Source organism: Pseudomonas sp. NFX183 (genome assembly GCF_047943075.1).
Classification (GTDB): domain Bacteria; phylum Pseudomonadota; class Gammaproteobacteria; order Pseudomonadales; family Pseudomonadaceae; genus Aquipseudomonas.
In genome coordinates this window covers 5706896-5729735 of the sequence record NZ_CP181333.1, presented here as the reverse complement: position 1 = coordinate 5729735, position 22840 = coordinate 5706896, and the positions used below count along the sequence as shown (strand labels likewise).

General features: G+C 61.7%; 21 protein-coding genes and 1 pseudogene. 9 read left to right on the top strand and 13 right to left on the bottom strand.

What is annotated here, in order from left to right:
• The first annotated feature begins 4 nt into the window (after positions 1–4).
• On the top strand, positions 5–838 hold the full coding sequence (gene nudC, locus ACM530_RS26740) for an NAD(+) diphosphatase (protein ID WP_119741944.1): 834 nt from the start codon (positions 5–7) through the stop codon (positions 836–838).
• Here nudC and ACM530_RS26735 read toward each other — a convergent pair.
• The 3 genes from ACM530_RS26735 to ACM530_RS26725 all read right to left on the bottom strand — a co-directional run bounded on the left by ACM530_RS26735 (position 806) and on the right by ACM530_RS26725 (position 3560).
• A complete protein-coding gene (locus tag ACM530_RS26735; protein WP_119741946.1) occupies positions 806–1585 on the bottom strand; it encodes a TSUP family transporter in 780 nt (259 codons plus the stop codon). The genes nudC and ACM530_RS26735 overlap by 33 nt on opposite strands.
• A gap of 194 nt (positions 1586–1779) precedes the next feature.
• Positions 1780–2496: a phosphatidylcholine synthase gene (gene pcsA, locus ACM530_RS26730; RefSeq protein WP_145165627.1), complete on the bottom strand. Its 717-nt coding sequence runs from the start codon at positions 2494–2496 to the stop codon at positions 1780–1782.
• A gap of 149 nt (positions 2497–2645) precedes the next feature.
• Complete coding sequence (locus tag ACM530_RS26725; RefSeq protein ID WP_416363595.1) at positions 2646–3560, bottom strand: class I SAM-dependent methyltransferase; 915 nt, start codon at positions 3558–3560, stop codon at positions 2646–2648.
• Positions 3561–3751: 191 nt separating this feature from the next.
• Here ACM530_RS26725 and mdeB point away from each other — a divergent pair, with 191 nt between their 5' ends.
• On the top strand, positions 3752–6430 hold the full coding sequence (mdeB, locus tag ACM530_RS26720) for an alpha-ketoglutarate dehydrogenase (RefSeq protein ID WP_416363594.1): 2679 nt from the start codon (positions 3752–3754) through the stop codon (positions 6428–6430).
• A gap of 125 nt (positions 6431–6555) precedes the next feature.
• Here mdeB and ACM530_RS26715 read toward each other — a convergent pair whose 3' ends face one another.
• Positions 6556–7044 (bottom strand): DUF1289 domain-containing protein, encoded by a 489-nt coding sequence (locus ACM530_RS26715; protein ID WP_416363593.1) that lies wholly within the window; start codon positions 7042–7044, stop codon positions 6556–6558.
• A 152-nt stretch (positions 7045–7196) separates the two neighbouring features.
• On the bottom strand, positions 7197–8447 hold the full coding sequence (locus ACM530_RS26710) for a ribonucleotide-diphosphate reductase subunit beta (RefSeq protein WP_034108883.1): 1251 nt from the start codon (positions 8445–8447) through the stop codon (positions 7197–7199).
• Between the two features lie 328 nt (positions 8448–8775).
• Between ACM530_RS26710 and ACM530_RS26705 the strand changes: the two genes are divergently transcribed.
• The gene (locus ACM530_RS26705) at positions 8776–9114 is read left to right on the top strand and encodes a GNAT family N-acetyltransferase (protein WP_416363592.1); all 339 of its coding nucleotides are present in this window, start codon (positions 8776–8778) and stop codon (positions 9112–9114) included.
• A 32-nt stretch (positions 9115–9146) separates the two neighbouring features.
• Positions 9147–9773 carry a helix-turn-helix transcriptional regulator gene (locus ACM530_RS26700; RefSeq protein WP_145165623.1) on the top strand — a complete coding sequence of 209 codons (627 nt, stop codon included), beginning with the start codon at positions 9147–9149 and terminating at the stop codon, positions 9771–9773.
• Here the strand turns inward: ACM530_RS26700 and ACM530_RS26695 are convergent.
• Positions 9761–10141 carry a RidA family protein gene (locus ACM530_RS26695; RefSeq protein ID WP_416363591.1) on the bottom strand — a complete coding sequence of 127 codons (381 nt, stop codon included), beginning with the start codon at positions 10139–10141 and terminating at the stop codon, positions 9761–9763. The genes ACM530_RS26700 and ACM530_RS26695 overlap by 13 nt on opposite strands.
• Positions 10138–11103 carry a threo-3-hydroxy-L-aspartate ammonia-lyase gene (locus ACM530_RS26690; protein ID WP_416363590.1) on the bottom strand — a complete coding sequence of 322 codons (966 nt, stop codon included), beginning with the start codon at positions 11101–11103 and terminating at the stop codon, positions 10138–10140. Before ACM530_RS26690 ends, ACM530_RS26695 begins: the two co-directional genes overlap by 4 nt.
• 113 nt (positions 11104–11216) lie before the next feature.
• Between ACM530_RS26690 and ACM530_RS26685 the strand changes: the two genes are divergently transcribed.
• The 3 genes from ACM530_RS26685 (at position 11217) to ACM530_RS26675 (ending at position 13362) form a co-directional block, all read left to right on the top strand.
• Positions 11217–11834: an LpxA family transferase gene (locus tag ACM530_RS26685; RefSeq protein WP_404488405.1), complete on the top strand. Its 618-nt coding sequence runs from the start codon at positions 11217–11219 to the stop codon at positions 11832–11834.
• Between the two features lie 92 nt (positions 11835–11926).
• Positions 11927–12445, top strand: coding sequence for a sigma-70 family RNA polymerase sigma factor (locus ACM530_RS26680; protein WP_416363589.1), 519 nt, complete (start codon positions 11927–11929; stop codon positions 12443–12445).
• Complete coding sequence (locus tag ACM530_RS26675; protein ID WP_416363588.1) at positions 12442–13362, top strand: FecR domain-containing protein; 921 nt, start codon at positions 12442–12444, stop codon at positions 13360–13362. The genes ACM530_RS26680 and ACM530_RS26675 overlap by 4 nt, the downstream gene beginning before the upstream one ends.
• Before the next feature lie 7 nt (positions 13363–13369).
• Here ACM530_RS26675 and ACM530_RS26670 read toward each other — a convergent pair.
• A pseudogene (locus ACM530_RS26670) lies at positions 13370–13447 on the bottom strand (hypothetical protein); the annotation flags it as partial.
• Positions 13448–13722: 275 nt separating this feature from the next.
• Here ACM530_RS26670 and ACM530_RS26665 point away from each other — a divergent pair.
• On the top strand, positions 13723–13938 hold the full coding sequence (locus ACM530_RS26665; protein WP_003173733.1) for a TOBE domain-containing protein: 216 nt from the start codon (positions 13723–13725) through the stop codon (positions 13936–13938).
• A gap of 527 nt (positions 13939–14465) precedes the next feature.
• Here the strand turns inward: ACM530_RS26665 and ACM530_RS26660 are convergent.
• Positions 14466–17813: a hypothetical protein gene (locus tag ACM530_RS26660; protein ID WP_416363587.1), complete on the bottom strand. Its 3348-nt coding sequence runs from the start codon at positions 17811–17813 to the stop codon at positions 14466–14468.
• 188 nt (positions 17814–18001) lie between these two features.
• On the bottom strand, positions 18002–19147 hold the full coding sequence (locus ACM530_RS26655; RefSeq protein ID WP_416363586.1) for a MalY/PatB family protein: 1146 nt from the start codon (positions 19145–19147) through the stop codon (positions 18002–18004).
• Between the two features lie 98 nt (positions 19148–19245).
• Between ACM530_RS26655 and ACM530_RS26650 the strand changes: the two genes are divergently transcribed.
• Positions 19246–19407, top strand: coding sequence for a hypothetical protein (locus ACM530_RS26650; protein ID WP_416365141.1), 162 nt, complete (start codon positions 19246–19248; stop codon positions 19405–19407).
• 40 nt (positions 19408–19447) lie between these two features.
• Here ACM530_RS26650 and ACM530_RS26645 read toward each other — a convergent pair whose 3' ends face one another.
• From ACM530_RS26645 to ACM530_RS26635, 3 genes are all read right to left on the bottom strand, one after another.
• The gene (locus ACM530_RS26645) at positions 19448–20524 is read right to left on the bottom strand and encodes a nucleoside hydrolase (RefSeq protein ID WP_416363585.1); all 1077 of its coding nucleotides are present in this window, start codon (positions 20522–20524) and stop codon (positions 19448–19450) included.
• 28 nt (positions 20525–20552) lie between these two features.
• Positions 20553–21863, bottom strand: a complete 1311-nt coding sequence (locus tag ACM530_RS26640; RefSeq protein ID WP_416363584.1) for an MFS transporter — start codon at positions 21861–21863, stop codon at positions 20553–20555.
• A 295-nt stretch (positions 21864–22158) separates the two neighbouring features.
• Positions 22159–22791: an N-carbamoylsarcosine amidohydrolase gene (locus ACM530_RS26635; RefSeq protein WP_416363583.1), complete on the bottom strand. Its 633-nt coding sequence runs from the start codon at positions 22789–22791 to the stop codon at positions 22159–22161.
• Between the last annotated feature and the right edge of the window lie 49 nt (positions 22792–22840).

Genomic DNA, 22840 nt, shown 5'->3' with positions numbered 1-22840 from the left:
TGACATGACCCCAGGCTGGATTACCACAACGCTGCTGGACAACGACGCCCCCGGTGGCTGGGCCGTTGCCCGCAGCCGTGAAGGCTTTTTGCATGACACCAATGGCCCGCTGTTTCCGCGCGAATGGCTTAAGCGCCAGGACCTGTCGGTGTTCGCCGAACACGGCATCGGCCACCTCGACGGTGAGCCGGTGTACCTGCTGGAACTGAACTCGGCAAGTGATGTGCCGGGCTGCAGCTGGCAGGGTTTGCGCGCGTTCATGCTGCAGGGCGACCACACGCTGTACAAAGTGCTCGGCTACGCGGCGCAGATCGGCACCTGGGCGCGCGAGCACCGGTTTTGCGGCAGCTGCGGCCAGGCCATGGTCCAGGTGCCGCGTGAGCGTGCGATGCATTGCCCGGCCTGCGACCTGCGCAGCTACCCGCGCATTTCGCCGAGCATGATCGTGTTGGTGACCCGGGGCGACGAGATCCTGCTGGCGCGTTCGCCGCGTTTTGTCACGGGCGTCTACAGCACGTTGGCCGGGTTTGCCGAGCCGGGTGAGTCGGCCGAAGACTGCCTGATCCGCGAGGTGCGCGAGGAAGTGCAGGTGGAGGTCAAGAATATCCAGTACATGGGCAGCCAATGCTGGCCGTTCCCGCATTCGATGATGCTCGGCTTCCATGCCGAATATGCCGGTGGCGACATCGTGCCCCAAGCCGACGAGATCGAGGACGCGCAGTGGTTCAACATCCACGACCTGCCGCCGTTGCCGGCGTCACGGTCGATTGCGCGTTACCTGATCGACCTCTACCTGGCCCGTCGTTTAGGCCACGCTGAACCAGTGTTGCCAGGCTAGGCGCACGGTCAGGCCGAGGACCACGGTGATAAACACCGGGCGAATGAATTTGGCGCCGCCGCTGATCGCGCTGCGTGCGCCAAAGAAGGCGCCGCACATTACCGAGAAGCCCATCGCCAGACCGACGATCCAGTCCACCGAGCCGTTGAAGATGAACACCGACAGCGCCGCCGCGTTGCTGACGAAGTTCATGCTGCGCGCTACGCCACTGGCCTTCACCAGGTCGATGGGGTGCAGCAGCATCGTGCTGACCGTCCAGAACGCGCCGGTGCCGGGGCCGGCCACGCCGTCGTAGAAGCCCAGGCCGAAGCCCTGGGTGGATTGCCATTTTTTCTTGATCGGCGCGTCGGCATCCAGCGGCGCCTTGGGCGTGCCGCCAAACAGCAGGTACACACCGCAGCCGAATACGATCACCGGGAGCATTTTGTTCAGGGTTTCGGCGGGCAGGTAGTGCGCGACCACCGCACCAGCGAGGGCGCCGATCAGCGTGCCGACGATGGCATGCACCCATTGGCGCGGGTGAAAGAGTTTGCGCCGGTAGAAGGTAAAGCTGGCCGTGGCCGAGCCAAAGGTGGAACTGAGTTTATTGGTGCCCAGCACCAGGTGGGGCGGCATGCCGGCGGTCAGCAGGGCTGGCGTGGTGAGCAGCCCGCCGCCGCCGGCGATGGCATCGATGAAGCCGGCGATAAAGGCCACGATGGCCAGGATGGCGAGGGTGGTGAGGTCTACGCTGAGTTCGAAGGGCATGGGCAGGGCTTATTCTTGGCAGGGCGCAGCAAAGGGGCTGCGCCAAAGGTCGCCATCTTACCTGCCGGATGTACACAGATCCAAATGTGGGAGCGGGCTTGCCTGCGATAGCGGTGGGGCAGGCCCAACTGCTGTAACTGACCCGGCGCCATCGCAGGCAAGCCAGCTCCCACCTTTAAAGCGTGCCCGCCTTGCTATTTATGGGTTCCCAGCCACTCCAGGGCTGTGCGCCACACACAAATGCCGAGGAAATACGCCGACATCAGCGACCACAACCCGAACGTCCATGGGTTGGTATTCGGGTAGTCCACCACCATCAAAAAGCTGCACAGCAACCAGATTGTGGTGACGGCAATGTTGATCGGCATAAAGCGCTTGACCCGGAACGGGTGCAAAAACTTCATCGGCGTCACGGTCAGCAGCGCCAGGCCAATCACCGTCAGCAAGGTGACCCAGGCGTCCGGCTGAATGATGTACACGCACAGGGCAACCACGTTCCAGGCGGCGGGGAAGCCGACGAAGTAGTTGTCCTTGCTCTTCATGTTCACATTGCAAAAGCAGAACAGCGACGACACCAGAATCACCGACACCGTAAACAGGTGAGTGAAGTCCGGCAGGTCGATATAGCGGTAGATGAACAGCGCCGGAATAAACACATACGTCAGGTAATCAATCACCAGGTCCAGCACCGAGCCATCGAAGCTTGGCAGTACCGTGCTGACATTCACTCGTCGGGCCAGGGAGCCGTCAACGCCATCGACTACCAGTGCCAGGCCCAGCCAGAGCAGGCAAGCCTTGGGTGAGTTTTCCAGCAGCGCAAGCGTGGCCAAAAAGGCCAGCACCACGCCAGTGGCGGTAAAGCCGTGGGCGCCCCAGGCTTTGAGTCTGGCTACATGCAGGGTCGATATCACGGGCGGTTCTCCAAAAGGTCAAACAGGGCAGCCGACAACGTAACGCCGTCGAGTCTGGCCAGGGAATGCAGGTATCGACCGGGAAGGGGGGGATAAGGTTCACCACCCCGGTGTACCACTTAGCGTAGCAAGCGCAGGACGTTTCAGCATCAACCCTGACGGAACACCAGCGCCTTCAAGCCACTTTGGGGGTCGATATCCGGAAATTCAGGCGGGTTTTGCAGCCGCTCCACAAAGCGCAGGCCCGGTGCTTCGCGGGTGACGCCGTCGATCAGGAAGTCTTCGCCAAACGCCGGGTCGTTCATGCACGCCAGTACGCTGCCCTGTGGCGTGAGCAAATCCGGCAGCCGGCGCAGCACGCGCTGGTAGTCCTTGGTCAGCAGGAAACTGCCTTTCTGGAAGGACGGCGGATCGATGATGACCAAGTCATAAGGCCCGCTGTGGGTGACCTTGGCCCAGGACTTGAACAGGTCATGGCCCAGAAACGTAACGTTGCTCAGGTCGTGACCGTTCAGGCGATGGTTGTCGCGGCCACGGCTGAGGGCGCCACGGGCCATGTCGAGGTTGACCACATGGTCGGCGCCGCCTTCGATGGCCGCGACCGAAAACCCGCAGGTATACGCGAACAAATTGAGTACGCGCTGGCCCTTGGCCTGCTCACGCACCCAGTGACGGCCATAACGCATGTCGAGGAACAGCCCGCTGTTCTGTTTTTTACCCAGATCGATCAAGTAACGCAGGCCGTCTTCGGTAATGGTCAGCTCATCAACAGCGTCACCCACCAGCCATTCGGTGGTGCTTTGCGGCAGGTAGCGGTGTTGCAGGGCGACGGTATAGGCGCTGAGCTGTTCTTTGAGCATCTGTTTCAACGCTTCCAGCTGTTCGGCCTCCGGCGCTTTGAACAGCGACACCATAATCACCCCTTGCAACCAGTCCACCGTCAGTTGTTCCAGGCCCGGCCAGCAGCGGCCACGGCCGTGGAACAGTCGCCGGGTCTCGGCGGGCGGGCTGGCCAGGGCGGTGAGCAGGTGGGCGTGCAGGGTGGCGAGTGCGTCTGGGGTCATCGGTCAGCGTCGGTCATTGAGCGGGCGGCATTTTAAACACAGTTGCAGTGTTACGTGTGGCTTGAGCACAACGTGCTGGAAAAAGGCAGATTGGCAGTGATTCATGCTCAAAATGCTCGAACCTGCGCCTGATAACAGGCAAAAAATCCTTTAGCGCCAGCATAAACTGGAAAAAAAGCCCGGAGGTGCGCATGAATGGTTTCGCCAGTGCAGTCAATCACACGGCGTTGGATCAAGTAGAGCTGGACGAGTGGCGTGACGCGCTGGCCTCGCTGGTGGCCAACGCCGGTCCCGAACGAGCGCGGCAGGTCCTCGACCTGCTGGCCCGCGAAGGCAGCGCCCCGTACATCGACTGGAAACCCCGCCACGGCACGCCTTACATCAACAGCATCAGCGTTGCGCAGCAGCCGGCGTTTCCCGGTGACCTCGCCACCGAAGAGCGCCTGGCCTCGCTGGTGCGCTGGAACGCGCTGGCCATGGTGGTGCGCGCCAATCAGGCGTACGGCGAACTGGGTGGCCATATCGCCAGCTACGCCAGTGCCGCTGATTTGTTCGAAGTGGGCTTCAACCACTTTTTCCGCGCCCGCAACCCAGACTGTGGCGGCGACCTGGTGTTCTACCAGCCGCATTCCGCGCCGGGCATTTATGCGCGCGCCTATCTGGAAGGCCGCTTGAGCGAAGACGACCTCGCACACTACCGCCAGGAGATCGGCGGGCAACAAGCGGGCGCACGGGGGCTCTCCAGCTACCCGCCCCCGTGGTTGATGCCGGACTTCTGGCAGTTCCCCACCGGTTCCATGGGGATCGGCCCGATCAGCTCGATTTTTCAGGCGCGTTTCATGCGCTACCTGCAGCATCGTGGGCTGCTCGACACCACCGACCGTCACGTCTGGGGTGTGTTCGGCGACGGCGAAATGGACGAGCCGGAAAGCATGTCGGCCCTGACCCTGGCCGCCCGCGAAGGCCTGGACAACCTGACCTGGGTGGTCAACTGCAACCTGCAACGCCTCGACGGCCCAGTGCGCGGCAATGGGCGCATCATCGATGAACTGGAGGCGTTATTTGCCGGGGCCGGCTGGAATGTAATCAAGCTGGTCTGGGGTTCAGACTGGGACGCCTTGCTTGCCCAGGACAGTGGCGGCTCGCTGGTGAGCACGCTGTCGCAGACCGTCGACGGGCAATTCCAGACCTTCGCCGCCAAAGACGGCGCCTACAACCGTGAGCACTTTTTCGGCCAGAGCGAGTCACTGGCCAAGTTGGTCGAGGGCATGAGCGACGAACAGATCGACCGCCTCAAGCGTGGCGGCCACGACATGGTCAAGATCCACGCCGCCTACCACGCCGCGCGCCGGGTCAAGGGCCAGCCGACGGTGATCCTGGCGCAGACCAAAAAGGGTTTCGGCATGGGCGAAGCCGGGCAGGGCAGGATGACCACGCACCAGCAGAAGAAGCTGGATCGGCAAGCGCTGATTGCCTTCCGTAATCGCTTCCAGTTGCCGCTGACCGACGAGCAGACCGAGTCGCTGAGCTTCTTCAAACCGGCCGACGACAGCCTTGAATTGCGTTACCTGCATCAACGCCGCCAGGCGCTGGGCGGTTACGTACCGAGCCGCAGCCAGGTCGCAGCGCCGGTGGCGGTGCCGCCAGTGACGGGTTATGCCGGTTTCGCCACGGCGGCTGACGGCAAGGAAATGTCCACCACCATGGCCTTCGTGCGCATGCTCACCAACCTGCTCAAGGACAAGGCCCTCGGCCCGCGCATCGTGCCGATCGTGGCGGATGAGGCGCGCACCTTCGGCATGGCCAACCTGTTCAAGCAGATCGGCATCTATTCCAGCGTCGGCCAGCGCTACGAGCCCGAAGACATCGGCTCGATCCTCAGCTACCGCGAGGCCACCGACGGGCAGATCCTCGAGGAGGGCATCAGCGAGGCCAGTGCCATCAGCTCGTGGGTGGCAGCGGCCACCAGTTACTCAGTGCACGGCCTGCGCATGTTGCCGTTCTACATCTATTACTCGATGTTCGGCTTCCAGCGCGTCGGCGACCTGATCTGGGCCGCCGCCGACCAGCGCGCCCGCGGCTTCCTGCTTGGCGCCACGGCCGGACGCACCACCCTGGGCGGCGAAGGATTGCAGCACCAGGACGGCAGCAGCCACCTCAGCGCCGCCAGTGTGCCTAATTGCCGCGCCTACGACCCGGCGTTTGCCGGCGAGTTTGCGGTGATCCTCGACCACGGCATGCGCCAGATGCTCGAGCACGATGTGGACGAGTTCTACTACGTAACGCTGATGAACGAAAACTACCCGCAGCCGAGCCTGCCGCAGGGTGTGGAGTCAGCAATTATCAAAGGAATGTACCGCTTGCAAGGTGCGCCAGATGCCCAAGTGCGCTTGCTGGGTTCGGGCACGCTGCTGCGTGAGGCCCAGGCTGCCGCGCAGTTACTGGCCGAGGATTGGCAGGTGGCGAGCGAGGTGTTCAGCGTCACCAGTTACAGTGAGCTGGCGCGGGATGCGCGGGAAGTGGAGCGGTGGAATCGCTTGCATCCCCAGGACGCCAAGCGCGTCAGCCATGTAAATGACTGTCTGCCCAACGGCGCGCCGGTGATTGCGGCGTCCGACTATGTGCGGGCGGTGCCGCAGATGATCGCTTCTTACCTGAGTTGCAGCTACACCGTGCTCGGCACCGACGGTTTTGGCCGCAGTGATACACGGGCGGCGTTGCGGGATTTCTTTGAAGTAAATCGCCATCACCTGGTGCTGGCGGCGCTGACAGCGTTGGCGGAGCAGGGGAGTGTGGCGCGGGAGGTGTGTCAGCAGGCGATTGAGCGCTATGGCTTGCAGACGGAGCGCGAAGCGTCCTGGGTTTGCTGACTGGCGAAAATCCAAATGTGGGAGCGGGCTTGCTCGCGAAGGCGGTGAATCAGTCAGCAGATTTATTAACTGACAGACTGCATTCGCGAGCAAGCCCGCTCCCACACTTTAGGGTTGCGGTGGTGTTAGAACGTGGCAATCAGGGCTGGCCCAAACGCCTCCTTCAGAAACCCCGGGGCGATGTAACGCTCATAGTGCGCCTCGGACAACAGAAAAAACTCGCGATCAATCGCGTCGCGTAAATCAGTCAGGTTGCGCTCCCGAAATTCCGGCAACAACGCCAGGCCATACGCATCCAGTCTGGAAATCACCCGCGCACCCCGCGCAATCAACTGGTACGCCCAGCAATACGGCGACTGGTGGGGCATAAAGCGAATCTTGCGGTCTTCCAACTGCTGGCGCAGGCGTTGTGGGTCGAACACTTCCAGCTTGCTGGCCATCACCTGCACCAGCAACTGCTCCAGGCGCAGCCACACGGCCTGCTTTTCGTCGGCGTTGTAGCCGTTCCACTGAATCACTTCATGGTGATAACGCTTGCAGCCCCGGCAGACCAGGTCACCGTAAACGGTGGAGCACAGGCCGACGCAGGGCGTTTTGATGGTTTGATTGGGCATAAAGGGCAATTTGCAAAGTCTATAGAGCACCGCAGACCCAATGTGGGAGCGGGCTTGCTCGCGAATGCGGTGAGTCAGTCACCGGATGCATCGACTGACACACTGTATTCGCGAGCAAGCCCGCTCCCACACGTTTAGATCTGTGTTGTTGATCAGTCCCAGCTCAGCGCGCCGCCGGTCTGGTACTCGATCACGCGGGTCTCGAAGAAGTTCTTCTCTTTCTTCAAGTCCATAATCTCGCTCATCCAAGGAAACGGATTCGTCGTCCCTGGATACTCTTCCTTCAACCCAATCTGCGACAGTCGACGGTTCGCGATGAATTTGAGGTAGTCCTCCATCATCGCCGCATTCATCCCCAACACCCCACGCGGCATGGTATCCCGCGCATATTCAATCTCCAGTTGAGTCCCTTGCAGAATCATCTGGGTCGCTTCTTCCTTCATCTCGGCATCCCACAAATGTGGGTTTTCGATTTTGATCTGGTTGATCACATCGATACCGAAGTTCAGATGCATCGACTCGTCGCGCAGGATGTACTGGAACTGTTCGGCCACGCCGGTCATTTTGTTGCGACGGCCCATCGACAGGATCTGGGTGAAGCCGCAATAGAAGAAGATGCCTTCCAGGACGCAGTAATAGGCGACCAGGTTGCGCAGCAACTCTTTATCAGTCTCGACGGTGCCGGTTTCGAACTTCGGATCGGAGATCGAACGGGTGTACTTCAGGCCCCAAGCGGCCTTTTTGGCGACCGATGGGATCTCGTGGTACATGTTGAAGATCTCGCCTTCATCCATGGCCAGCGATTCGATGCAGTACTGGTAGGCGTGGGTGTGGATCGCTTCTTCGAAGGCCTGGCGCAGGATGTACTGGCGGCACTCCGGGTTGGTGATCAGGCGGTACACGGCCAGCACCAGGTTGTTGGCAACCAGGGAGTCGGCGGTGGAGAAGAAACCGAGGTTGCGCATGACGATGCGGCGCTCGTCGTCGGTCAGGCCTTCGGGGTTTTTCCACAGGGCGATGTCGGCGGTCATGTTGACCTCTTGCGGCATCCAGTGGTTGGCGCAGCCGTCGAGGTACTTTTGCCAGGCCCAGTCGTACTTGAAGGGCACGAGTTGGTTGAGGTCGGCGCGGCAGTTGATCATGCGTTTTTCGTCAACGGCGACGCGGGCGGCGGAGCCTTCGAGCTCGGCGAGGCCTTCGGCGACGTCGAGTTTGTCGAGGGCGGCCTTGGCGCGCACGATGGCGGCGGAGTCGTTGGCAGTCACATTGCGCGCTTCCAGTGCGGCCGCGGCGCCGGCGCCGTCAAGGCGGTCCATGTTGGCTTCGCTGGCATGCCCGGCGTTGGCGCCCTTGATCACCGCTGCACCGGTGTCTTCGTTGTCGACTTCATCCCAACTCAGCATTGAAATACTCCTTCCTGATCTGTTCTGACGGCGTGTTAACCCGTCCAAAAATATGCGGTTTGCAGGCTACCTGGCATTGAAATGCTGCGCATAGTGTGGTCGGTAATTACCGATACTGCACACTATGTAGTGGTCTGTTTTGTTTGTGGGCACACTATATGGTGTGTAACAAAGTAGGTCAACGCACAAGATGTGCGGTCATCGGTCGCTGCCCGGCGCCCATTCAGCTATAAAGCCTGGGTTCACTGGCCACACACGCAAACTCAAGGGAATGAAAAAAATTCTGATCCGCGCAGCCGCCCAGGAAGACGCCTAAAGCATCTTCGCCGTGCATCAAAACTCGGTCGAAAACCTGTGCAACGCCGATTACGGCCCTGAGCAGATTGCAATGTGGCTCGATGGTCGCTCGCCTGAGACGTACCGCGCGGCCATTGCCGCGGGCAGCCTGTGGCTGGCGTATACCGATAGCCTGCAAGGTTTCGTCGAGATTGACGGCCATCAAATCAGCAAATTGTTCGTGCGCGGTGATGCGGCCGGGCAGGGCATTGGTGCGCGTTTGCTATGTGAAGCCTTGCAGCACATCCAACACGCGGGCCATGCCAAGGCCTACCTGGAAGCAACCCTTCCATGGTTGAAACGCCACAATGAGGGACAGCGGTCAAATTGACGTCCTGTCCAGGACTGGATATGTTGTCTTGCATGAAAAAGACCTCTCCCGAACAAACCACGCTGATCAGCCAGCTCGAACAGATCGCCGAAGGCTTGAGCAAAACCTTCAGCCCGTTCTGCGAAGTGGTGCTGCACGACTTGCGCGACCCACAGCACGCGATCCTGGCGATCCACAACAACCTCTCCGGGCGCCAACCCGGTGACCCGGCCACCGAACTGGGCCTGGCGCGCATTGCCGACCCGGACTACCCGCAGGTCCTCGCCAACTACCAGAACCAGTTCGCCGATGGGCGCCAGGTCAAAAGCACATCGATCGGCATCAAGGACACCAGCGGCAAGTACGTCGCGGCCTTGTGCATGAACGTCGATCTCTCGTTGTTCCGGGGCTTGCAGAGCATGCTGGAGCAGTTTGGTTCAGTCAGTGGCGACCAGCCCAATGAGTCCCTCGACCCGTCCGGCGCCGATGTGATTCGTGCGCGAATCGACCAGTTCGCCGCACGTCTGGCGACCACGCCGCGGGCACTCAAGGCGGCGGATCGGCGGCTGCTTCTGCAAGAGCTCAAAGACTCTGGTTGCATGGACGTTCGCCGGGCCATGGAAACTGTCGCCTCGCACCTGGGCGTGTCGCGCGCGGCGGTCTACACCTACGCCAAGTAACGCGCCAGCGCTTCAATCTCTACCAGATACCCGTGATGCAACTCGGGCACCGGCACCACCGCGCGGGCAGGGCGGTGCTCGCCCAGCGCGGCGGCGTAAATTCGGTCAAATTCCGGCCAGTGGTGAACCCCGGCCACGTACACCGTGACCTTCACCAAGTCCTGGGGCGAACCGCCGGCGGCTTTCAAGATCGCCAACACATTGTCCAGCGCCACCTGCGCCTGTTCGGCAAACGACGCCTCAAGGTTGTGGCGACCCTGCGCGCTGACCGGCAATTGCCCGGAGATATACAGCGTGTCGCCATGGCGGACGGCCTGCGAATAATGCCCTGCTGGCGGCGCGGCAGCCGCGGTGTGAATGATGTTCATGGCGCCTCGCTGAGCAGGGCGGCGTAGCGCTGGATATCGACGTTGCCGCCGGTGACGATAAGCCCCACGCGCTGGCCCTTGAACCGCTCGCCCAGTTGGCGCAACGCAGCCAGGCCAAGGCAGCCGGTGGGTTCCACCACCATCTTCATGCGCTGCATGAAAAAGCGCATGGCTTCCACCAACTGCGCGTCGGAGACGGTGACGATGTCGTTCACCTGATCACGGATGATCGGGAAGGTGTAGTTGCCCAAGTGTTGGGTTTGCGCACCGTCGGCAATGGTCGCCGGCGTGTCGATATGCACAATGCTGCCGGCACGCAAGGAGCGTTGGCCGTCATTGCCGGCCTCCGGTTCGACGCCGAACAGTTGGCAATCCGGCGCCAGTGCACGGGTCGAAAGCGCTGTGCCTGAGAGCATGCCACCGCCGCCCAGGCCGACAAAGAGCGCGTCCAAAGGGCCGGTGAATTCCAGCAGTTCCTTGGCGGCCGTGCCTTGGCCGGCGAGGATGTGCGGGTGATCGTAAGGCGGGATCAGCGTCATTCCTTGCTCGATGGCCAGGGTACGGCCGATGTGCTCGCGGTCCTCGGTGAAACGGTCATACAGCACCACGCTGGCGCCATATTCACGGGTCGCGGCGACCTTGGCGGCCGGCGCGTCGGTGGGCATCACAATCGTCGCCGGCATGCCCAGCAAACGCGCCGCCAGCGCGATGCCTTGGGCGTGGTTGCCTGAAGAAAACGCCACCACACCGGCCCTGCGCTGCTGCGCATCAAACTGCGAGAGGGCGTTGAACGCGCCGCGAAACTTGAACGAGCCGGTGCGTTGCAGGTGCTCACATTTGATGAACACTTCGGCGCCGGTTTCGGCGTTGAGGGTGCGCGAGGTGAGCACCGGCGTGGTGTGCGCGAAGCCCTCCAGGCGCTGGGCGGCGGCGATGACGTCTTGATAGGTAGGCAATTGCATGCGACGGACCTTGTGTGCGTGTTTGGATAAAATATCCACATCAAGACAAATAGTAAAGCTTGCTGTGTTCATGCTAGCGTTTCGAGCTTCTCTGAATGCTCGAGGGTTCGACGTTGATCCGACTCACCGACTACATCGCCAACCTTGCCCAATCACCGCTGGCGCCGTGGGCCGACCTGGCACCCTGGGTGTTGGTCGCCCAGGCGCCCGCCATCGTGCGCCAATTGCTCACCGAACTGGCGCTTGATGATTACGTCATTCACGATGAAATCGCCGTGCACCGCACCGCGACGGTCGAACCCGGCGCCTTGCTCAAGGGCCCATTGATCATCGGCGCCGAGTGTTTTATCGCCAGCGGTTCGCTGCTGCGCGGTGGCTGCTGGCTGGAGGCGCAGTGCATCATCGGGCCCGGCGCCGAACTGAAAACCTCATTGGTATTCAAGGGCAGCAAGCTGGCGCATTTCAATTTTGTCGGTGATTCGGTGCTTGGCCACGGGATCAACCTGGAGGCGGGCAGCATCGTCGCCAACTACCGCAATGAGCGGGTGGACAAGGAGGTGCTGGTGCGCATTGACGGGCAGTTACAGCGCACCGGTTGCGACAAGTTCGGCGCGTTGCTCGGCGATCAGTGCCGGATTGGCGCCAATGCGGTGCTGGCGCCGGGTGCCGTATTAGCTCCTGCCAGTGTGATCGGGCGCGGGCAAGTGTTCGACGCAGAAACGTCTGTATAAACGCAATGTTGAAAAGGGCATGGTGCACCGGCACGATATTAAATAGAATGAATCTCATTTGAGACTCACTCGCGCCGCGCAGGTCGCTTGCCATGAATGATGCTGTTGTCCCGACCCACGCCGCCGAACCCACCTTGTCGAGCTTGTACCGCGACCACCGCAGCTGGCTCGAAAGCTGGCTGCGGCGGCGCCTGGGCAATGCCTGGGATGCGGCGGACCTGAGCCAGGACACGTTCCTGCGCGTGCTCGCCAGCGCCCAGCCGATTGCGCAGATGCAGGAGCCGCGCGCGTACCTGGTGACGGTCGGCAAGCGTTTGCTGGTCAACTTTCATCAGCGGCGCAGCCTTGAGCAGGCTTACCTGACGGCCTTGGCAAGCCTTCCGCACGCCTGTGTGCCGTCGCCGGAGCAACGCTGGTTGCTGCTCGAAACCCTGCAGGCGCTGGATGAGTTGCTTGACGGCTTGCCCGTGCTGGTGCGCCGCGCATTTTTGTGGAGCCAACTTGAAGGCCTGGGTTATCGCGAGATTGCCGAGCGGCTCGACGTTTCTGAGCGCACCGTGAAGCGCTACATGGCGCAAGCTTACGAACATTGTTTGCTGGCCGAGCTGTGAGCCGCGAGGTCGCGCGCGCCGCCGCGCAGTGGCTGGCCTTGCTGGAATCCGGCGCTGCCACCGAACGTGATCACGCCGCGTTGCAGCAGTGGCGCGACAGCCACCCCCAGCACGAACAGACCTGGCAGAAAGCCCAGACCCTGCGCCAGCGTTTCAGCGACGTGCCGCCGGCATTGGCAATGGCCAGCCTCGACCGCCCGCAACCGTCGCGGCGGGCCATTCTCAAGCGTGCGCTGGGTGTGGCGGCGCTGGTGCCAACCGCGTGGCTGGTCAGCCGGCAGTTGCCCATCGAGGCGTGGCGGGCCGACGTGCACACCGCCACCGGCGAGCGCAGGCGCCTGCCGTTGGCCGATGGCAGCAGCGTGCAACTCAACACGGCCACGGCGGTGGATGTTGATCTCCAGCAGCGGCGCATCACGTTGGTAGACGGTGAGCTGGCCGTGAATGTGCCGGGCGCGGCGTCGATGACCGTGAACACCCGCTACGGCGAGGTTCACGTCAGCCAGGCCGAGGTGTGTGTGCGCCAATTGGCGTCCGGTTGTTTGGTCTCGGTGCTCAAGGGCGTGGTGCAGGTGCGCGACGTGCAGGGGCACGTGGCGACGTTGAGCAGCGGGCAGCAGGCGCCGTTGCAGGCCAAAGGGCTTGGCGCCTGGGTAGCGTTCGATGCGCTGCAACTGGGCTGGCGCGACGGCGTGTTGACCGCACAGAACCAGCCGCTGGGGGATTTTCTGCGCGAACTGTCGCGTTATCGCCCAGGCGTATTGCGCTGGGACCCGAGCCTGGAAATGCTACGCGTCACCGGCAGCTTCCGGCTGGACGACACCGACCGCATCCTCACGCTGCTGTCCCAGACGTTGGGGTTTGAGGTGCGAGCGCGGACGCGGTATTGGGTGACCTTGAGCCGCACGCTGGTTTGACGCTTTAACCCTTGGTGGCCGCGATCAACTCGGCCGCCACCAGGAACATCCACGCCAGGCTCGGGATCGAGCGCAGCCCGGCAAACGTGGGCTCCAGAATGGTATGTTCCTTCATGCTTTATAGGAATATGCAGTCTCTGTGCCATCTGCCTCCACGGCGCATTTGCTCAGGTTTACGCCGCCGCTGCTGCGATGGCAGCGGGCAGTTTGTTGATCAGCTGTTGCCAGGCGAACACTTCTTATATATCCATATAGAATAAATAAAGAGTTATATATTCCTTTTAATGTTCGGTTGGATGGCGCATTTTGAGGGCCTGCGCATTCGTGCGGATTGACCCAACAGCCAAAAGGAAAGCCGACATGACCATTAAAGCGATCAACGTGCGCAACCAGTTCAAGGGCGTCATCAAGGAGATTCTGCTGGGGGAAGTGGTGTCCGAGATCGACGTGCAAACTGCGTCCGGCATCGTGACGTCAGTGATCACCACGCGCTCGGTGCGCGACCTGGAATTGAAAGTGGGCAGCGAAGTGATTGCCTTTGTGAAGTCGACCGAAGTTTCCATTGCCAAGCTGTAAACCCGTGGTTGAAGCAAAAGCAGATTAAGTGCAGATCTGCTTTTTTGTGGGCGCTGGCTTGCCGGCGATGCGGGCACCTCGGTGCATCAGGCCTACCCAGTCGATCCCTTCGCAGGCAAGCCAGCTCCCACATTTGACCCAGTACACCCATTACCTTGATGTACTCAGATCCAATGTGGGGGCTGGGTTGCTTGGGTAGGTCACTCGGGAGGCCGGGTGCCTATCCATTGCTGCAGCCTTAGTGGTTGTCGGGGCCTGTCAGACCACGTGCAGATCTGCTTTTCTGTGGGAGCTGGCTTGCCGGCGATGCGGGCACCTCGGTGCATCAGGCCTACCCAGTTGATCCCTTCGCAGGCAAGCCAGCTCCCACACTTGACCCAGTACACCCTATGCCTGATGTACTCAACTGCAAATGTGGGAGCGGGCTTGCTCGCGAATGCGGTGGGGCATTCAGCTTTTCTGTCACTGACACACCGCCTTCTCAAGCAAGCCCATTCCCACATGGATAGAGGCCAGCCTAGTGAACCTCAGTTGATGCGCGGGCCGCCGCCGCCCGGTTGATGCGGTTGCGGTTTGTCCGGGGGCGCATCGCTGGGCAGGCTCTTGGGTGGCGTGTTGGGGTCTTCGTAGTGCTTGTGCAGGTCCCCATCCAGCCGATTGCTCGACGACCCGCCTTTTTGCGGCGTCTGGTCGAAGTGCTCCCATTCCGATTGCTGGAAGCGAAAGATGCTGTCATCGGTCGGCGTGTCGCGGCCGTGGTAATGGTGGATTTCGTAGTGGGCGTACTCGACCTTGTCGGCCCAGTTGTCCTGCAATAAGCCGTCGCCGGCCAGATCGCGGTACCAGTCGTTTTCTTTCTCGGTGGCTTTCTGCTTTTTGTTGTGGTCGACAAAGTAACCGATGATCCCGCCCACCACCGCCAGCACCACGCCCACCAGGAACAATGGCCCGGTCAAGGCCGCCGCGGTGCCTGCGCCAAACAGTGCCGCCGCGCCGAGTACCCCGGCCGACGCACCGAACGCACCGCCCGCCACCTGCAGGCCGCCAGCCGCCTGGGCCAGCGGGTCTTTACTGTCCACGCCACTTTTGATCGCCAGTGCGCCCAACACGATATCGGCGAACCCGCCGGCGATGTCCGTGGCCGGGCCGAGCACCTTGATGACCGAGCCGGCAATTTTCGCTGACTTGGACGCGCCGAGCTTGGCCGCGCCTGCAGCGGCGAGGCCATCATCCAGGTGAGTCGCCAGGCCTTCGGTGGCCTCGGTGACGGCTTTGTCGCCTTCACCAAACATCTTCGAAATGCCGTCGTACTGGCTGTCGGGCACGGCATCGAGTGCGCTGGTGATCTTGGCTTTTACATCGGAGGGCAGGTCGTTGACGCGGAACTCGAAGTTCGGCTCCTGCAGGCCGGTCTTGCCCCAGATTTCCGGCAGCGTCTTGTCCAGGCCAAGGAAGTCCACCAGGCCGCCTTTGCCCAGGGTCTCGCCGATCTTGTCGCCCAGGCGCACGAAGTGGCTGGAACCGCCGGCAAAACTCAAGAAGTCCTTGGCGATGGACATGCGCTGCGCGGGCGTTTCACCGAGCTTGCCGCCTTTGCCGACCAATTGGTAAATCGCCGAAAACAGGGTCACGCCAGCGCCGAGAGAACCCAGGATGCCCTTGCTGTTGAGGGTATGAAACACCTCGCCGAGCATGCCGCGGTCGGCGACCGGGATATAGGGTTTGCTCAACGCGGTTTTCAGGTCGGCCTCGCTGATCGAACCATTGTTCTTGTAGACCTCGCCCAACTCCTCCAGGGCTTTGGTCACGCCAGCGGATTTTTCCTTGCCCTGCAGGCCTTCGTTGAGAAATTTCTCCAGGGTTTCCTGGGTGCGCCGTGGCAGGTCGAGCAGGGTGCCTTTCAATACGCCTTTGAGCAGGCCGAACAGGTCTTTGGTGGCCAGTTCCTTGTTCTCGTCGGAGATCTTGCTCGGGTCCGAAAGGATCGCGTTGAGGTCGGTGGTCAAGCCGTCGGCCTGAATGTTCTGCGCCGCCTTGCTGGCCGCTTCCGGGTCGAACAACGACAGCGAGGTGAGGGTGTCGCTCAGGTCTTTCTGCGCCTCAGAGGTTTTGCCCTGGTCTTGCAGGTCCTTGAGGTACAGCACGTAATCCGGGCTGGACGTCAGGTCCAGGAGCTTTTGCTTGATCTCGTCCTTGTTTGGCAGCTTGTTGATCGCGTCGTCCATTTTCGACTTGTAGTCGGCCTGCACGGTCGGGTCTTTGAACAGCTCGCCGATCTGCTCCTGTACCGCCTTGCCGTCGATGATGTCGTGCATATCGGCCGAGGTCAGCTCGGTCTGCTTGTCATCGAACTCGCGCCAGGTGGTGTTGAACGGGCGCTTGGCTTCTTCGTAGCCGGTAATGCCGTGGCCATTCTGGTAGGCGGCCTGGGCTTCCAGCGCGCGCACCAGCTTGGCGCGCGGGTCGTCTTTGGGAATCGAGCCGTCCTTGACGCCGGCGCGGTAGGTGTCGATCAACTGGGTGGTGGCCAGCTCGCTGACGCTCAAGGTTGGCGACTTGTCGTCTTTCTCATCGGCATGCACGCCGGTGTCCATGTTCAGCACGTCGAGGTCACCGGCCTTGGGCAGGTTGTGCTGGGTGCGCGTGTCATCGACCGCGCCGGCACTGGAGGCGTCCCACTTGGCCTTGACGTCATCGTAGAGCTGCGGGCTGAGTTCCTTGGAGACGATGACCTTGCCTTCGCTGGTTTCGTAGCGGATCAGGCCATCGCCCAGTTCGTCGGGCGAACCGAACGTGATGTCGGTGTTTTTCAGGAAGTCATTCGGCCCGGCCAACTTATAGCCTTCGCTTTCGCTGGTGTGGATCTTGTCCCAGGTCTCGTGGGCGGTGGCGACGCTCTTGAACAGCTCGGGGCTGACGTCGGAAGACACCACCACCTTGGTGCCGTCATGCAGTTCGTAGGTGAGGATGCTGTCTTTCTGGTCGTTGTTCCAGCTGAACGTCTTGTAGTCATTCAGGCCCGGCACCGGCGTGTTGGCGTCGGCCAGGGCTGCCCCGTTATTCAGCTCGCCTTCCACCACGGCCTTTTTGCCAGGGTCGGTGTAGACCTCGTGCAGGCCCGCCAGGTAGTCGAACAGCTTGGGGTTGTCGTCACGGGCCACGACCATCTTCTGGCCGTTGCTCTCAAAGCGGATCAGGCCCGGGCCGACTTCATCCTCGGGGCCGACCGTGGTACCGGCGTAGGGCGGCCACACTTCGTTGTCGCTGGCGCGTTTGTAGCCGGCGTCTTCGCTGCTGGAGAGGCCGGTGAAGCTCGCATAGTCATCCTTGGCTTTCTGGAAGGCTTCGGGGTTGTCACGCTGGCTGACCACGACTTTGGTGCCGTCCTGGGTTTCATAGCGGATCACGCCCGGGCCGGTTTCGTCGGGCGGCCCGAGGGATTTGTAGTCGGCGAGCTTTTCCGGCGCTTTTGCATCCGCGCCAAGGCTCTGGTAGCCCGCGTTCTGGCTGGCCACCACGCCCGTGAGCGATTTGAAATCGGCACTCACTTGCTTGAACAGCTCCGGGCTGTCCTGTTCGCTGACGATGACTTTCTTTCCGTCCTGGGTTTCATAACGAATCAACCCAGGGCCGACTTCATCGGGCGGGCCGATGGCCTTGTAGTCGGCGAGGGCGGGCGGTGGTGTGGCGTCCTTGGCGGCCAGTGTATAGCCCTGTTGCTGGCTGGCATCGAGCCCCGATGGCGTCTTGTCCTGGGACTCGACTTTTTTGTGGGCGCTGTTTTTGAGCAGCACATGAAAAGCGGTGCCCGACTTGGATGGCGTGCGGGGAAGGGTTTTGGGATCGGACGAGCGATCAAGGGGCTGGGTCGCCATGCCATGAAACTCCTGCTGTTGCCGGTGGGACGGATGGGCAAAAACAGTAACAGCAGGGTTTCGGCATTCGTTGCGAAACGTTGTGAATTAACGCCGGCGACCCGCGCTAACGGGCTCATCCGACCGGGTTGTGCAAGTCGATAGCCCGAGATTCGAGGAGGGCTGGCCCCGGCGATGGGGCCAGTCGCTTAGCGGTTTTTCAGGCTGCGCTCCATACGCTGCAAGCCCTCTTCGAGCATCGCACGCGGGCAGCCGAAGTTCAGGCGCACAAACTGCTGGCTGTCATCGCCGAACTCAATGCCGGCGCTCAGGCCGACCTTGGCCTGTTCCAGGAAGAACTGCTGCGGATCGTCCAGGCCCAGGGCGCTGCAATCCAGCCACGCGAGGAAGGTGCCTTGCGGGGCATGCATCACCACGCCGGGCAAACGGGTGTGCACGGCGTTGAGCAGGTAGTCACGGTTGGCCTGCAGGTAGCTCAACAGCGCCTCCAGCCAGTCACCGCACTGGCTGTAGGCTGCGCGGGTAGCTTCCAGGCCAAGCGGGCTGACACTGTCGACCATGCCGCAACGCGCGTTATTGAAGCGCTCGCGCATCTGGGCGTTTTGCACCACGGCAAAACAGGTCTTCAAACCGGCGACGTTGTAAGCCTTGCTCGCCGACATCAGGGTGATGGTGCGCTGGGCGATTTCGGGGCTAAGGCTGGCGGTAGGCGTATGGCGACGGCCATCGAAGCACAGCTCGGCGTGGATTTCGTCGCTGATGATCAGCGCGCCGCTTTCCAGGCAGGCGTTGGCCACGGCCAGCAATTCTTCGCGCGGGAAGACTTTGCCGATGGGGTTGTGCGGGTTGCTCAACAGCAGCGCGCCGGCGCCGGTCAGCGCCTGGCGCAGGGCCGGCAGCGGCGTGAGGTATTCGCCGTTGCTCAACGCGAAGGGCACTTCGATACGCGGCAGGTTCCAGTTCGCTGGCGCCAGGCGAATCGGGCGATAGTTCGGGGTTTGCAGCACCACCGGCTGGCCCGGCTGCACGAACGCGTGCAGCGCCATGTTGAAGCCGGGTTCGACGCCGGGCAAAAACAGCAGTTCGTCTGGCAGTACGCGCCAAGCGTATTTGGCCCACAGGTCGGCAACGATGGCGTCGCGCACATCCGGCCCGGCCACGCTGTAGCCCAGGATGTGCTGGTCCAGACGCTGGTGCAGGGCTTGCAGTACGGCAGGTGGCGCGGCGATATCCATGTCGGCGATCCACATCGGCAAGACGTCTTGCGGGTAACGGTTCCACTTGGTGCTGCCGGTGCCGAGGCGGGGGTGGATCGTGTCGAAATCAAAGCTCATGGGAGGCTCGTGTCAGGGAGGCAGGCGCAAGAATGGCGCTGATTCTAGCGCCATTATTTTTATAGGCCAGCGCTGATTGCCTCATACGGCGTCGGGATTTGTGGGGCGGCTATGAAAGCCTGGTCACCGTGGCGGACACACGCGACCGTGAAAGCGCGACGGAGCGGGCGTTGAACCCGGTGGTGCGCTTGCATATCGGCTTGGAAGATGTGGCGGCGCTGATCGAGGATCTGCAGCGCGGCTTTGCCTTGGCAGGCTGAGTGAGGGGCGCTCCCACGCAAGGTGGGAGCGATCCCTTTATCAGTGCTTGACCGGAGTCGGAAGCGTCACCAGGCCGACGTAGCCGTCCCAGAATTTGTGCTGATCGACGCCAAATACCACCTTGGCTTTCTGCGTGCCCAGCGGTGCACCTTTCTGGTAGCCCAACGCACGGCCGTAGTCGGCGCCGAACGTTGCGTCCACATCCACCCACAAATCGCGGGATTCGGTGATGATGTCTGGGCTGACCAGAAACAGCGCCGGCAGGCTGTCCCAGGTGAAGCTGTGGTAGCTGGGGTCTTTGTCGAACAGCGGGCCGAATTCGTGCTTGTACAGGTCGGCAATCGCGCCTTTTTGCGCAATCACGCGCTGGTACACCGACTTGTCGAAGGTGACTTTCTCGCACACGTCATTTGGGAAAATCACGTGCTCGATCGGTGAGCGCAGGACGATCTTTGCCGCCTCCGGGTCGAACCACCAGTTGAATTCCGCCGCCGGTGTGGTGTTGCCCGGAATCTGGAACGCACCGCCCATGTACACGATGCGCTTGATCAGCGGCACGATGTCCGGCGCCGAGCGAATCGCCAGGGCGATATTGGTCAAGGGGCCGACGGCGAGGATCGTCACTTGATGAGGATTGGCGCGCACGCTTTGCACGATGAACTGCGCGGCGGTCTCGCTGCGCAGTTGGGTGTGCGTCGCCAGGCCATCCGGTGGCGCGATCAACTGCGAGGGCGAGGCAGGGCGCGGGTTTTTGAACGCGCCCGGCCAACCGGCGCCAAACAGCGCTTTCTCTGCCTCGTAAGTGGCGTAGTCATGCAGCAGCGGGTAGGCGGCGCCGGAATAGACGCCCACCTCTTTTTCCACGCCCATGCGTTCCACGGCCTTGAGGGCATCGACCTGTTCCTGGTCGACCCAGGCGTTGCCGCTGACCAGGGTCATGCCCAGCAGCTCGATGCGTTTTTGCGCATGCAGCTGGGCGAGCATGATAAAGGCCTGGCCGTCATCGTTGAGCACGTTGAAGTCGGTGTCGAAGATGACTTTTTCCGCCGCTTGCGCGGTGCCGGCACACAGGCCGACCGCGACAAGCAGCGCACAGCTTTTAAAGAAGCCTTGCATGGTGATTCATCCGCAGAAATTGTTGTTGTTAACGGTTCACCAGTTTCGCCGGCAGGGCGATGACCAGGAAGCTGCTGAGAATCAGGCAGCCGGCGAAAAACCACAAGGCGCCCGCGCTGCTACCGGTGACGTCGATGGCCACGCCCATCAGCGAGTTGCTTACCAGGCCGGCGATGTTCGCCACCGAGCAGGCGAGGGCAAAGCCGGTGGCTGCTGCGGTGCCTTTGAGAAAGGTTGCCGGCAGGCTGAAAAACACCGGCACGGCGCCGATGATCGCGGCCGAGGCGATGGCGAACAGCACCACCGTGGCCACCACGTTATGGGTAAAGAATGTGCTGGTGGCCATCGCCGCCGCGCCGATGAAAAACGGCACGATGATGTGCCAGCGACGTTCACGGTGTTTGTCGGAGCTGGCGCCGATCAGCAGCATGCCGAGCAACGCCGCCACGCTGGGTAATGCGGTCAGCAGGCCGATGTGGAAGGTGTCGGTAATCCCGGCGTTGCGGATGAACGTCGGCATCCAGAAACCCATGGCGTAGGCGCTGAGCAGGATCGAGAAGTCGATACCGCCGAGCATCCACACTTTGAGGTTGAAGAAGCCGTCGCGGAAGCTGTGCTTGCTGCCGGTGGCGTCGGCTTCGTCCTTGCGCAGCTCACTTTCGAGCAGGGCCTTTTCGTCGTCCGACAGCCATTTGGCTTGCTGGAAAGTATTGGGCAGCGCCCAGAAGGTCAGCACGCCGAGCAAAACGCTGGGCACCGCTTCGATCAGGAACAGCCACTGCCAGCCGCGCAGGCCGCCCAGGTTGTCGAAGTGGCCCATGATCCAGCCGGACAACGGGCCGCCGATCACGCTGGACAGCGGCAGGCCGATCATGAACAGCGCGATGATGCGGCCGCGCCGATGCGTCGGAAACCAGGTGGTCAGGTAATACAACACACCCGGCAAAAACCCGGCTTCGGCGGCGCCGAGCAGAAAGCGCAGGATGTAGAACTGCGTGGTGGAGGTGACCAGCATGGTGCAGGCCGAGAGCAGGCCCCAGGTGATCATGATGCGCGCGATCCAGATCTTCGCGCCGACCCGTTCCAGCACCAGGTTGCTGGGCACTTCAAAGATGATGTAGCCGACAAAAAACAAGCCGGCGCCAAGGCCGAACGCGGTTTCGCTGAAGTGCAGCTGGTCGAGCATCTGCAGTTTGGCGAAGCCGATGTTGATGCGGTCCAGATAAGCGGCCAGGTAGCAGAAACACAGAAACGGAATCAGCTTCCAGGTGATCTTGTGGTAGAGCGTGGTGACGGGGTCGACGACGGTGGTCGCGGGCGCTGCATTCGCAATGGGCATTGGGGTGTCTCCTGGCGGTGACTTATGGTTTTTATACAGCCGCTTTTGTTCCAGCACTTCGGAGTGCTGTAAAAGCGACTTCCAAAGGCAGTGTCAGAAGACTGAGATTTCCCTGCTGGAGGAGATCAAGTGTGGGAGCGGGCTTGCTCGCGAAAGCGGTGGATCAGTCAGTACATTTTTGACTGACAGATCGCATTCGCGAGCAAGCCCGCTCCCACATTCGATTGCATTCCAAAGTGGGAGACGCTCAGTTTTTTTCCGGACCACGCTCTTTGTCGTGGTTCCTGGTCAATCGTTATTGCTCCCTGAACTTGCTCATCGCCTCCTGCTTGCTCACCACATCGCCATACTTGCTGTCGATGTCGAACAGGTTGGCTTCGTGGGGCGCCGGGTGTCGGTCGCCGACGCATTCGCGCACGACGATGGTGCGAAACCCGTGTTGCACCGCATCCACCGCCGTGGCGCGAATGCAGCCGCTGGTGGAGCAGCCGGCGAGTACCACGGTGTCGATGCCTTGAGCGTGCAGCATCGGGGCCAGGCTGCTGCCGAAAAACGCGCTGGCGTACTGCTTGGTGATCACCACTTCATCGTCCTGGGGCAGCACCTCGGCGCAGAACGCCGCCAGTGGGTTGCCCTCGACCATGTCTTTCATCACCGGGGCTTTCTTGACCCAGATGCCGCCATCGGCGAAATGGCCGCGATGGTAGCGGATATTGGTGTGCACCACCGCAATCCCATGCTGGCGCGCACTGGCCAGCAACTCGACGCTTTCGGCCACGGCTGAGACCACGCCTGGCGCGAACAGTGGCGCGCCTTCAGTGGTGTAGCCCTGCATGAAGTCGATCATCAGCAGCGCGGCCTTTTTGCCGAAGCCGATGCGGTTGCCCCAGACGCCTTGGTAGTTGGCGTCGGCAGATTGTTCGCTCATTTGTTTTTCACCTCATTCTCTATGTGTGGCGAGCGGGCTTGCCCCGCGT